Source organism: Streptomyces sp. NPDC006372 (assembly GCF_040612515.1).
Taxonomy (GTDB): Bacteria; Actinomycetota; Actinomycetes; order Streptomycetales; family Streptomycetaceae; genus Streptomyces.
This window is the reverse complement of sequence record NZ_JBEXQJ010000038.1, coordinates 24,992-37,110: the sequence shown is the minus strand read 5'-3', so window position 1 is coordinate 37,110 and position 12,119 is coordinate 24,992. Positions and strand designations below refer to the sequence as shown.

At 71.1% G+C, this 12,119-nt stretch carries 10 protein-coding genes; 3 read left to right on the top strand and 7 right to left on the bottom strand.

The features are described from left to right. Positions 1–289: 289 nt before the first annotated feature. Positions 290–2,020: a DUF4192 domain-containing protein gene (locus ABZ016_RS36300; RefSeq protein ID WP_356920988.1), complete on the bottom strand. Its 1,731-nt coding sequence runs from the start codon at positions 2,018–2,020 to the stop codon at positions 290–292. A gap of 130 nt (positions 2,021–2,150) precedes the next feature. Here ABZ016_RS36300 and ABZ016_RS36295 point away from each other — a divergent pair, with 130 nt between their 5' ends. After that, positions 2,151–4,316, top strand: a complete 2,166-nt coding sequence (locus ABZ016_RS36295; protein ID WP_356920987.1) for a RecQ family ATP-dependent DNA helicase — start codon at positions 2,151–2,153, stop codon at positions 4,314–4,316. 358 nt (positions 4,317–4,674) lie between these two features. Next, a complete protein-coding gene (locus tag ABZ016_RS36290) occupies positions 4,675–5,289 on the top strand; it encodes a hypothetical protein (protein ID WP_356920986.1) in 615 nt (204 codons plus the stop codon). 289 nt (positions 5,290–5,578) lie between these two features. Here ABZ016_RS36290 and ABZ016_RS36285 read toward each other — a convergent pair whose 3' ends face one another. The 3 genes from ABZ016_RS36285 to ABZ016_RS36275 all read right to left on the bottom strand — a co-directional run bounded on the left by ABZ016_RS36285 (position 5,579) and on the right by ABZ016_RS36275 (position 7,669). Further along, positions 5,579–6,196, bottom strand: coding sequence for a hypothetical protein (locus tag ABZ016_RS36285; protein WP_356920985.1), 618 nt, complete (start codon positions 6,194–6,196; stop codon positions 5,579–5,581). A gap of 68 nt (positions 6,197–6,264) precedes the next feature. Beyond that, the gene (locus ABZ016_RS36280) at positions 6,265–6,966 is read right to left on the bottom strand and encodes a ribonuclease HII (protein ID WP_356920984.1); all 702 of its coding nucleotides are present in this window, start codon (positions 6,964–6,966) and stop codon (positions 6,265–6,267) included. 82 nt (positions 6,967–7,048) lie between these two features. Then, positions 7,049–7,669, bottom strand: a complete 621-nt coding sequence (locus ABZ016_RS36275; protein WP_356920983.1) for a TetR/AcrR family transcriptional regulator — start codon at positions 7,667–7,669, stop codon at positions 7,049–7,051. 187 nt (positions 7,670–7,856) lie between these two features. Between ABZ016_RS36275 and ABZ016_RS36270 the strand changes: the two genes are divergently transcribed. Then, on the top strand, positions 7,857–9,404 hold the full coding sequence (locus ABZ016_RS36270; protein ID WP_356920982.1) for an MFS transporter: 1,548 nt from the start codon (positions 7,857–7,859) through the stop codon (positions 9,402–9,404). A gap of 369 nt (positions 9,405–9,773) precedes the next feature. Here ABZ016_RS36270 and ABZ016_RS36265 read toward each other — a convergent pair whose 3' ends face one another. From ABZ016_RS36265 to ABZ016_RS36255, 3 genes are all read right to left on the bottom strand, one after another. Further along, positions 9,774–10,688 carry an ADP-ribosylglycohydrolase family protein gene (locus ABZ016_RS36265; RefSeq protein ID WP_356920981.1) on the bottom strand — a complete coding sequence of 305 codons (915 nt, stop codon included), beginning with the start codon at positions 10,686–10,688 and terminating at the stop codon, positions 9,774–9,776. Between the two features lie 12 nt (positions 10,689–10,700). Then, on the bottom strand, positions 10,701–11,360 hold the full coding sequence (locus ABZ016_RS36260; protein ID WP_356920980.1) for a histidine phosphatase family protein: 660 nt from the start codon (positions 11,358–11,360) through the stop codon (positions 10,701–10,703). Positions 11,361–11,500: 140 nt separating this feature from the next. Further along, a complete protein-coding gene (locus ABZ016_RS36255) occupies positions 11,501–12,106 on the bottom strand; it encodes a YdbC family protein (protein WP_356920979.1) in 606 nt (201 codons plus the stop codon). Positions 12,107–12,119 lie beyond the last annotated feature (13 nt).

Sequence of the window (12,119 nt, the reverse complement as noted above, 5' to 3'; positions counted from 1 at the left end):
GACAGTTCGGGGTTCGCCCCGTCGGGCGGCGAAAGTGCACCCGAAGGGCGGCGGTCGTCAGCAGCGGCGACGGAGGGCGGAGTCGGCTGGTGCATGGAGAGGCTTCCTCTGCGCTCTGTGCGCCTCGATCGGGTTCGGCGCCGGGGCCCGAGGGCTCCGACGGAGCAGGGGCGGTGCGGCGCAACGACCCGTTCAGCCGTTCCGCCACTCAGGTGAACGGCGTCACCCTTCGCCGGGTCACGCCCCTGGCCCGCACGCACCTTGCGCGCCGAAGCCCCCGGGCAGACACTCACTCCTCCCCCTCCGGACTGTGACCGGGCTGCACGGCCTCCTGGCCTGCGTCGACGCACGGCATGTCCGCCTTCCGTGCCGTACGCGCCCGAGGCCCGGCTTCCGAGGCACCGGCAGGTCGCGCGGGGCCCGCGGGTCGCGCAGTTCCCAGCGGCGTACGCCGCCGGGGAGCCCGCACGCCCGGGGCACGGTCTCCCGCGGGCGTACGGCCAGGTGTCGCGCCGGTCGCACCGACGGAACGCGTGCGGCGTCGGCGACGGGAGGGCGCCGCCGCGGACGTGGGTGCGGTCGCCGGGGCGCCGTCCGTCAGTCCGACGGAGCCCTCCGCCTGCACGGCCGTTCCGTCCGACTTCTCCACCGGACCATCTGCCCGAGCTTCCAACCCACCGGCCTGACCTTCCAACTCACCGGCCTGAGCCTCCAAGCGTTCGGCGCGAGCTTCCGAGCCGTCGGTTCCGGCCCGCCCCCTCCTCTTGCGCTCCGCCCGCAGGCACCTGCGGATCGACTCCGGGTCGAGACCTTCGTTGCAGGCCTGGTGCAGGAGGCGGGCGAAGAGGTAGTCCGGATCCGCGCCCAGGGCCATGGCGAGCGCTTCCCGGGCCTCCAGTTCGTCACCCGTGGACCATGCGACCCAGCCGGCGAGCGTGAGCGGCGCGGCGGCATGCTCGGCGTAGGGTCCGACGCAGCGGCGGGCCAGCGATCGCCAGAGGCGCAGGGCGCGTCCGGCCTCCTCCCCCTCCATCCACTCGGCCGCGCGGTCACGGGTCCCACGGTCCTGGAGGCCGAGGATCAACCGGGCGGCCTCGTCATGTCCGAGCAGCTCGTCGTCGCGGAGATCCGCCAGAAGCACGCCGGAAACCGGCTGTGCCTCGGCGAAACGGTCCAGGACGTGCTCGGCCAGCTCCAGCGTCTCGTCGGCCACGCCGGCGCGGCCCGTGTCGTCCAGGATCCTCGGGACCAGCGCCATGCTGGCGGTGTCCAGGGCTGCCTCCTGCGCGAGGGCGGCGGCGTTCTCCCAGGGGAGCAGCCGGGCCCGGAGCTCCCGCAGGGTGCCACGCACCTGAATTCCCGCGTAGGTGGCCGCGGCGGCAAGCACCGAGGTGCCGGGCAGGCCCATGGGGGCTCCCTCGGACGGGCAGCACGCGGCGTTGTCACAGCAGTAGGACCAGTAGCGGCCGTCGGAGATGCACAGTGCCTCGACCACCGTCACGTCCAGGGAACCGCACTCCACGCGCAGCTTCTGGGCCAGCGGCTTCAGTCGCTCCATGACCTGCTGTCCTGTCTGGCCCTTCTCCGGTTCCTGACACAGGAAAGCAACCATCGACTCCGGCCGGGCCCCTCGGCGCTCGCTGCCTTTCACCAGTCCGGTGGCCAGCTGCCGGGCCGCGGACGGCCAGTCGTCCGGGTTGGCTGGGATGCCGAGCCGGGCCCGGCCGCCGAACCGCCCGCGTCCGTCCTTGTCGTGCAGCGCGACCAGGACGATGCTGTCCTCGGGCCGGTACCCGAGCAGATACGGCAGGGCGTCGGCCAGTTCGGCCGGGGTGCGCAGCGTGACCGAGTGGTCGCCCCCGTGACCGTCGTAGGCGGGGTCGGGGACATGCAGCCCGGCCGCGTCGCCGGCTTCGGGCTGCCGCTTCCCCAGCACACCGTCCTCTTGCGCACCGAGCGCCTCGGGCCCGGTGATGTCGCCGTTTTCAGAGGGTCCAGTCGTTTCGCTGTGGTTCGTCATGCGAAGACGATCTCGCGGAATCTGAGGCTCCGCTTGACCCTGTGGATAAGTCCGAGCAGGGACACGTCACACGAGAAAAGTGAGCGGTGCGCCGCTCGCGCTGTCAGTGCCGTCCTGTTGTATGGAACGCATGGAGCACACGAGCAACGCGGATCTCCGGACGGCCGCCGACGCGGTCCTCGCCCGTCTCGTCGGGGACGTCTCGGGCACGGCCCGGCTGCGCGAGGACCAGTGGCGGGCGATCGAGGCACTGGTGGCCGACAGACGCCGTGCCCTGGTCGTCCAGCGCACGGGCTGGGGCAAGTCCGCGGTCTACTTCGTGGCGACCTCGCTGCTGCGGGCGCGCGGCAGCGGTCCGACTGTGATCGTCTCGCCCTTGCTCGCGCTCATGCGGAACCAGGTCGAGGCAGCGGCCCGGGCCGGCATCCACGCCCGGACCATCAACTCCTCGAACACCGAGGAGTGGGACGCCGTCCAGGACGAGATCGCCGCGGGCACGGTCGACGTCCTGCTCGTGAGCCCCGAGCGGCTCAACAACCCGGACTTCCGGGACCAGGTGCTGCCCCGGCTCGCTGCCGCCACCGGCCTGCTGGTGGTGGACGAGGCCCACTGCATCTCCGACTGGGGTCATGACTTCCGGCCGGACTACCGACGGTTGCGCACCATGCTCGCCGACCTTCCACCCGGTGTGCCGGTGCTCGCCACCACCGCCACCGCCAACGCGCGCGTGACGGCCGACGTCGCGGAGCAGCTCGGCACCGGGGGCGGCTCGGACGCCCTCGTGCTGCGTGGCCCGCTGGACCGGGACAGTCTGAGCCTGAGCGTGCTACGGCTGCCGGACGCCGCGCACCGGATGGCCTGGCTCGCCCAGCACCTGGACGAACTACCGGGTTCGGGGATCATCTACACGCTCACCGTGGCCACCGCCGAGGAGGTCACCGCCTTCCTGCGGCAGCGCGGGCACACGGTCGCCTCGTACACGGGCAAGACGGAGAACGCCGATCGCCAGCAGGCCGAGGAGGACCTGCTCGGCAACAAGGTGAAGGCACTGGTCGCCACGTCGGCGCTCGGGATGGGCTTCGACAAACCCGACCTGGGCTTCGTGGTGCACCTCGGCTCGCCCTCCTCCCCCATCGCCTACTACCAGCAGGTGGGTCGCGCGGGACGCGGTGTGGAGCACGCCGAGGTGCTCCTGCTTCCCGGGAAGGAGGACGAGGCGATCTGGGAGTACTTCGCGTCGCTCGCCTTCCCCTCGGAAGACCTGGTGCGCCGTACCCTCGACGTCCTCGCGCACGCGGAGAAGCCCCTGTCGCTCCCCGCGCTGGAGCCCTTGGTGGAGCTGCGCCGCTCCCGCCTGGAGACCATGCTCAAGGTCCTCGACGTCGACGGGGCGGTCAAGCGGGTCAAGGGCGGCTGGATCGCGACCGGGCAGCCGTGGGCCTACGACGCCGAGCGGTACGCGTGGGTGGCGCGTCAGCGCAAGGCCGAGCAGCAGGCGATGCGCGAGTACGCGTCGACGGCGGACTGCCGGATGGAGTTCCTGCAGCGCCAGCTGGACGACGAGGCCGCGAAGCCGTGCGGCCGCTGCGACAACTGCGCGGGACCGCGCTTCGCCGCGGACACCTCCGAGGAGGCCCTCGACGCCGCGCGCGTGGACCTGGGACGGGCGGGCGTCGAGGTGGAGCCTCGACGGATGTGGCCGACGGGGTTGCCGGCGATCGGAGTGGATCTCAAGGGACGTATCCCCGCCGGCGAACAGGCTTCTGCAGGACGCGCGTTGGGGCGTCTGTCGGATATCGGCTGGGGCAACCGGCTGCGCCCGATGCTCGCGCCGCACGCGCCCGACGGAGCCGTTCCGGACGATGTGGCGAAGGCGGTGGTGGGTGTGCTGGCCGACTGGGCCAAGGGGCCCGGCGGCTGGGCCTCGGGTTCTCCGGACGCCCAGCCGCGCCCGGTCGGGGTCGTCACCGTCGCCTCGCGCACCCGTCCCGAGTTGATCCGCTCCCTGGGAGCGCGCATCGCGGAGATCGGCCGGCTGCCGCTGCTGGGCGCCGTCGAGTACACGGGCGACGCGCACCCGGGTTCGCGGAGCAACAGCGCCCAGCGGCTGAAGGCGCTCGACGGGGCGCTGACGGTGCCGCCCGCCGTGGCGTCCGCCCTCGCCGAGGCCCAGGGCCCGGTCCTCCTCGTGGACGACTACACGGAGACCGGCTGGACCCTCGCGGTCGCGGCCCGGATGCTTCGACTCTCCGGGGCGCAGGGGGTGTTGCCGTTGGTGCTGGCCGTGCAAGGCTGACGGCACATCGCGAGCTCGACCACCACATCACGCGGCGACCCGGCGGCGACCATGCGACCGGGCACTTCACCGCTTGCGCACGCCTCTGGACGCCGCGCACCCGGTTGACGTACGAACGTGTCGTGGTCGAACACCCCAGGGGTGTCCTGTCGGCGCACGGGGTAGGGATATTAGCGGCGCATCATCTGATAACGGTCGGCTGTTCCAATTGCTCGTTGCCGCATCCACGTTCGACAGGAAGAATTGAGGTCCGCTCCCCGCACGGCATGTCCGCCACCCCGGCAGGGCTTCGCTGCGGTGCGCGCTCCCAGGAATCCGACCCCGCCCGCAGTGTGGGCGCGTAGCCGAAGGGAGGACCGTGACCTTCGGATTCGCTCCGGCCTCGGCAGCGGCGTCGACATCCGCCGCGTCCGCCAACCGCTTGCTCGAACCCGCGGAGTGGGCCGCCGCCGGGATCCCGCTGCTGCGCAACCCTCGGGAGATCGTCAGCGGACTGCACGCCCGGCACCATCCGCAGCCGGCGACCGCTGTCGTGGCCGTGCTCGATCCCGACGAGCGGCTGCGGGCGAGCGCCTCGTTCGTGCGTCGGCCGGCTCCGGCCGACGGCTGGATGTTCCGCAACGTGCTGCTGGCGCAGTTGCGCCGGGTCATCCCGCACGATCTGCGGCGCCGTACACCGGTGCGCACCGCGGTGCTGCTCTACTGCCGTGAAGGCGACGCCCGTTGGACGGAGGAGGACGGGGCGTGGATGTGGGGGCTGCGTGATGCCTGCACCCTGCACGGGCTGCGCTGTGGGGCCTACATCACGCTGACCCGGGACGGCTGGCAGGTACTGGGCGAGGGCCGCGGCGGACGCCGCCCTCACTCGGCCTCGGAACCGGAGCCGTTCGGTATGTCCGAGGCGCCGCCGCCGCTGCCGCGCACCGGTGGTGCAGCCTCCGAGATACTGCGCCGCGCAGCGGCGGCGCGCTGAGGCCCCGGCCGGGCCCGTCCGCACGGATCGGGGCAGCGGCCCGTCGTACGGCACGCCGCAGCCCCTGCGAACGGCAGTCGCTGCGTACGACCACGGTTCCCGAACCGGGCTGGGCCCGGACGGGAGCCGCCGCATACAGCCGCAGAGTGCGCTCCCCCGACAGAGCGGGGTCTGCGCACGGCCACGGTGACCAGTCCTCGGGGCACGCCGAACCGCCCGCCATGCGGAGCCGCCGGAGCGGCACCTGAAGCCGACCAACCAGCACCCGACCGGACGCTGAGGGTCCGGCTCAGACGCCGGCGCCCAGCACCGCGTTGATCCGCTGCGGATCGCCACAGACGATCAGCAGGGTGGTGGCCCGGGTGTGGGCCAGGGACAGGGCGCTCGCGGCTGCGGCCTCGGACTCGCCGTTGACGGCGACCACAACCACCGGTCGCGACGCGGCACGGGCCGCGACGGTGGCGTCGGTGTAGAAGACGTCGTCCCGGGCGTCATGCTGAGCCCAGTAGGAAGTCTCGCCGAAGGACAGCTCGTGGGTGGCCCACGGGTGCTGTTCGCCGGTCGTGATCACCAGGACGTCGCTGGGGGCGCGACCGGAGTCCAGGAGCAGGTCCACGGCTTCCTCGGCGGCGTCGAGCGCGCCTTCGACGGATGCGGGGATCAGCTGGATCTGCGGGGCGGCCGGAGCAGCGGGGCCCGACGGACCGGGCTTGGCGGCCGTGTCACGCGCCGTGCGCTGTGCCGGCGGCGCCGGCCGCACAGGGCCGGGACGACCGGGACGCGACGGAGCCGCGGGACGGGGGCCGGGTACGGGACGGGGGGTCGGCGCGGTGCGGCCGCTGGCCGGAGTGGCGCGGGGACCCTGGGCACTCTCGTGAATCTGAGGCTCCTCGGGAATGAGAGGCATGAGTTGATATTTATCAAACGTTGGTACGGCCCGCGTCGGCGGGTGGCGCATGTGTGCGAACAAAACCGTCAGAAATCGAAGCCGAGCTGACCCTCGATTTCCGGAACGCTTCCGTCCGTCCAGTTGCGGACCTTCTTGAGGTGCCGCCACTGGGGCAGCGCATCAAGATACGCCCACGACAACCGGTGGTAGGGGGTGGGGCCCCGCTCCGCCAGTGCGGCCTTGTGCACGGGTGAGGGATACCCGGCGTTGTCCGCAAAACCGAAGTCTGCATGGTCGATACCCAGTTCGGCCATCATTTTGTCGCGCTGGACCTTGGCGATCACCGAGGCCGCCGCGACCGCCACGCACGACTGGTCGCCCTTGATCACCGTACGGACCCGCCAGGGCGCACCGAGATAGTCGTGCTTACCGTCGAGGATGACCGCGTCCGGGCGGACCGGCAAGGCCTCCAGAGCACGCCCCGCCGCGAGTCGCAGCGCGGCCGTCATACCCAGCTCGTCTATCTCCTCCGGAGAGGCGTGCCCCAGGGCGAACGACGTCACCCACGTCCGCAGCACCTCGGCGAGTTCGGTGCGCCGCTTGATGGTGAGCAGCTTCGAATCCGTGAGGCCCTCGGGCGGCCGACGCAGTCCGGTGATCGCCGCGCAGACCGTGACTGGTCCGGCCCACGCACCTCGCCCCACCTCGTCGACACCTGCAACGATCTTCGCTCCGGTCGTGGCTCGAAGGGAGCGCTCGACGGTGTGAGTAGGCGGTTCGTACGGCATGGCGCCCCTAGGTTACGCCGCCCGGAACCGCCCGCGACACCCTGGCCCGCCCCAACGGCGCCGGAGCCCTCGCCGACCCCGGTCAGGCGCCGCCCGGCCGCAGCAGCGGAACCATCAACTCGTCGATCATTTCGTCGATTTCATGGTCTTGCCATTCGCAGCCGCACATCTTGTTGCGGTACATCATCATCGCCGGGATGGCATCGAAGACGTATCCGTTCGCAGCGTCCGAACGCACCTCGCCTCGCGTGATCCCACGCCCGATGACCTCTCGCAGCATCTTGATGGTGGGCTCCACGACCCCGTCGAAGATCACTGCATGGAAGCGTTCCGCTTGCGTGGTGTCGCACTCGTGAATCACCGAGCGAAGCGCGAAACCCGGGCGGGAGAACATCGCGTCGCGGGCCCGCCGGCACAGCACCACGAGATCTTCGCGGACACCACCTTCGTCCGGTGTCGCGTCGAAGCGCGGCAGTCCGGCCCGCAGGGCGTCGGCGACGAGGTCCTCCTTGGAGGGCCAACGCCGGTACACCGCGGCCTTTCCGGTCTGGGCGCCGGCGGCGACACCTTCCATCGTCAGGCCGTTCCAGCCGACGGTGCTGAGTTGTTCCAACGCGGCCTCGAGGATCGCGCGTTCGAGCACGGCGCCGCGGCGGCGGGCGGCCGTCTGAGCGGGGGCATCCGCCCAGCTCGGGGTAACCATCTGACTCTCTCCAACGAGCGGCTGAAGCGGGCATTCCGGGGATGAGGGACGCGCCGGGCGGCAGCAAAGGGGGACGTGCCGCACGACGACGCCTTGAGTGAACGCTTGCGTTCACTGTCGGGGACTCACTACCTTTGACGCGACAGTGAACGCAAGCGTTCACTAACGCTTTCGTGGGGGACCCATAGTGACAACCTCTCCATTGCTCCAGGACAAGAAGCCGGGCGCGGCACGCCGGGGCGGGCATCCCGGCATCGCACTCGCAGTCATCGCGGCCTGCCAACTCATGGTGGTACTCGACGCGACGATTGTGAACATCGCACTCCCGCACATTCAAGACGCACTCGAGTTCAGCACCACCGACCTCACCTGGGTCGTCAGCTCCTACACACTCACCTTCGGCGGCCTGCTGCTCCTCGGCGGCCGCGCCGGTGACATCCTCGGCCGTCGCCGGGCCTTCATGACCGGCATCCTGCTCTTCACCTTCGCCTCGCTGCTCGGCGGGCTCGCCCAGGAGCCCTGGCAGTTGCTGGCCGCGCGGGTCCTGCAGGGCGTCGGAGGCGCGATCGCGTCGCCCACCTCGCTGGCCCTCATCACCACCACGTTCCCCGAGGGCCCGGAACGCAACCGGGCCTTCGGCGTCTTCGCCGCGGTCTCCGCGGGGGGCAGCGCCATCGGCCTGCTCGCGGGCGGGATGCTCACCGAGTGGCTCGACTGGCGCTGGGTGCTCTTCGTCAACGTGCCGATCGGCCTGCTGATCGCCGTGCTCGCACCGCTCTACATCGGCGAGTCCGAACGCCACACCGGCCGCTTCGACATAGCGGGCGCGGTCACCTCTACCGCGGGCATGGCGTCTCTCGTCTACGGCTTCATCCGGGCCGCGGACGAGGGCTGGCGGGACAACCTCACCATCGGGTCCTTCGTTGCCGCGGTGGTCCTGCTGCTGGCCTTCGCGCTCATCGAGTCCCGGGCCAAGGAGCCGATCACCCCGCTGCGGATGTTCGCCGACCGGAACCGCTCGGGCACCTACGTGATCATGCTGAGTCTGGCCGCGGCGATGTTCGGCATGTTCTTCTACATCGTGCTGTTCGTGCAGAACGTGCTCGGGTACAGCCCGATCCGGGCGGGCCTCGCCTTCCTGCCCGTGACGGTCGTGATCGCGCTCGGCGCCGGTCTGTCGCAGCGGTTCCTGCCGGTACTGGGACCCAAGCCGTTCATGCTCGTGGGCTCGGCACTCGCGACCATCGGACTCGCCTGGCAGGCACTCATCAGCTCCGACAGCTCGTACGTCGGAGGGGTCCTCGGTCCGATGCTGGTGTTCGGCTTCGGCATGGGGCTGAACTTCGTGACGCTGACCCTCACCGCCGTCTCCGGAGTCGCCCCGCACGAGGCGGGCGCCGCGTCCGGACTGCTCAACACAACCCAGCAGGTGGGCGGTTCCCTGGGCCTGTCCATTCTGACGACGGTCTTCGGCACGGCGACCAAGGACGAGGCGGAGAAGCAGCTTCCGCAGTTCATGGCCGAGGGCTCCGCCGAGCAGAAGGCGGAGTTCGCCGCGACGCACCAGCTGCCGGCCCCATGGGGGCACGAGGTGCTGGCCCAGGGCATCTCGGCGGCGTTCGTCCCGGCGGCGGCGATGGCCGCACTCGCCCTGGTCACCGCCTGGGTGGTGATCAGGGTCCGCAAGAGCGACCTGGAGGCACTCGCCGGCTCGGCCGGGCCGGGACTCGGCTGACGATTGGACACCGCGAGCCGGCCCTGGCGGCTCGTCGGCGGGCACCACGCAGGCCTGCCGACGGCTGCCGGGCCGGTCCGCGACCGGCCGCGGGTGGTCGGACCTAGCCCGGGGGACGGACGGTGAGGGCAGCGGTCCGGCCACCCGCGCGCGTTCCGTGTGATGCGCGAACGCGCGCCACCAGCCGATCAGTACAGCGAGCAGGACCTCCATGGCCACCACCTCCGCACGCTCACCAGCAGAACTCCATCGTGTGCGGACTCATGGCGCGCACAGCGGATGTCACGACAACGAGCCGTCGGTCACGGAGAGTTCCCGATGGGTACGGAGAGTTTCCAGGGCGCACGGGAACTCCCGTGCACCGGCGAGTCAGGACCGCTGGACCGACACAGGCACCCAGTCCGGCAGCGACTCCGTCCGCCGCACCCACTCGGCAGGGGGCGCCCCCGCCTTCCCCGAGGCGATCACGCCGCCCACGATGGCGCAGGTGGTGTCGACGTCCCCGCCGACCTGGGCGGTCGTCCAGAAACCCTGCTCGTAGTCACCGAGGTTCCGCGCGGCCGACCAGAGGGCGAAGGGCACGGTGTCGTGGGCGGTCGTCCGCCGCCCGCACCCCAGTACGGCAGCGACGGTGGCCGCGTCGCCGTAGTCGAGCATGTCCCTGGCCCGTCGCAGTCCCGCGCCGACCGCGCTCTTCGGCACCAGATCGATGACTCCGTCGAGGAGTGCCTCGGCGCCGGGAGGCCCGCCTGGGGCGGCGGCGAACGCGGCGGCCGCTGCGACGGCCATGGCGCCGACGACGGCCTCGCGGTGCTGGTGGGTGGTGTAGGCGGAGATCTCCGCCTGGTGGATCGCCTGCTCCGGGTCGTCCGCGTACCAGGCGCCCAGCGGGGCGATCCGCATCGCCGCGCCGTTGCCCCAGGACCCCTGCCCGTTGAAGAGGGCGGCGGCGAGCTCGCGCCAGTCGCCGCCCTCCCGGACGAGACGCAGCAGACGATTGACCGCGGGACCGTAGCCCCGGTCGAAGTCGTGGTGTTCCGCGAAGGAGCGGGCCAGGGCGTCCTGGTCGATGCGGTGGTGGGTGGCCAGGACGGCGACGACGGACCCTGCCATCTCGGTGTCGTCGGTCCACTGCCAGGGCCCGGACGGCACCTCGCGACGCTTCAGCAGCGGGTAGTTCACGGGGACGAAGTACTGGGAGCCCAAGGCGTCCCCGACGGACAGTCCGCGCAGGCAGGCCAGGGCGCGGTCCAGGCGCCCGACGGAGGGGGAGTCAGCGGTCATCGCCCTGCCACTCTATCCGGAGATCCCGTACGGTTCGGGATCTCGCCAGCGGTCGAACGGCCGGTCGAGGGTGTACTTGCCGTCGTCTCCCAGAACGAGCATCCGCACCTCGCCGTTCCCGGGGTTGGACAGCGACTCGAACTCCGCGACCGTCCAGTGGAACCACCGCATGCAGAACAGCCGCATGGCCAGCCCGTGCGTCACGATGAGGACGTTCGGCGGGTGGTCGGGGTCCTCGAAACTGCGGAACAGGCTTTCCAGGAAGCCGCCGACCCGGTCGTAGACGTCGGCGCCGGACTCGCCCTGGGCGAAGCGATAGAAGAAGTGGCCGTACGCGTCACGGTAGGTCTTCTGGAGGCGGACGTCGTCCCGGTCCTGCCAGTTGCCCCAGTCCTGCTCGCGCAGCCGGGGCTCCTCGCGCACGCGTATGAGGCCGGAGTCCAGGTGGAAGGCCCGCAGCGTCTCGTGCGTGCGGCGGTACGGAGAGACGTACACGCTGACGCGTTCACCGCCGAACAGTGCGCGCAACTGCTCGCCCGTCGCCTCCGCCTGCCGTCGGCCCCGCTCGGTCAACGCGAGGGCGTGGTCGGGTTCACGCTCGTACACGGAGTCATCAACATTGCCCGTTGACTCGCCGTGCCGGACAAGGACGATGCGCCGTGGTCGTGCCATGCCGAAACCCTAGATCGGGTGAGGGCTCGTCGAGCACTCGTATCGCACCCATACAGCGTAGGTCACACAGATCCCGCACCACAGGTCACACCGGTCGCACGCTGATCCCGCCGGAATCCGCCCCACCAGACCCCTCGGCATCACACCGTCCAGCTCGGCTCCATGTCCACGACAGCGCCGGTGAGCGCCGCCACGTCCGCCTCCGTCTGGGCTCTCAGGGCAAGCCGTTCCACGCGTTCGGTGCGGTACTTGCCGTGCTCGGCGGCCGATCGCCACATCGACAGCACCAGGTACTCGCATCCCGGCGCCTCACCGAAGAGCCCGCGCACCATCCCGGGTGAGCCGGCCATCGCCGGGTTCCACACCTTCTCCTGCATCAGCACGAAGTGCTCGGCCCGCTCCTCGTGGACGCGGCACAGCGCCACGCGCAGCAGGTCGGCGTCCGTGAAGCGCGGTTCGAAGCCGGTCTTCACGTCGAAGCGGTAGTCGAAGAGCCTGACCTGGGCGTCCTTGAAGGTGCCCGACTGTGCCGACGCGAGCCGGTCGTGGGACCGCGCCATGAAGGAGTCGTAGAAGGCACGGCTCTCCCAGAACGCGAAGATGTGCGCCACGTCCTGCCGCCCCCGGCTCCAGCCACCCCCCTGCCCCCGAAACCCCGGCTCCCCCAGAAGCCCCGCCCACTTCCGCTGCCCCCGCTCGAACCCGCGGCGGTCCACCACGGTGCAGCGAATCCACTTGACCAGCACCGCGCCATGGTAA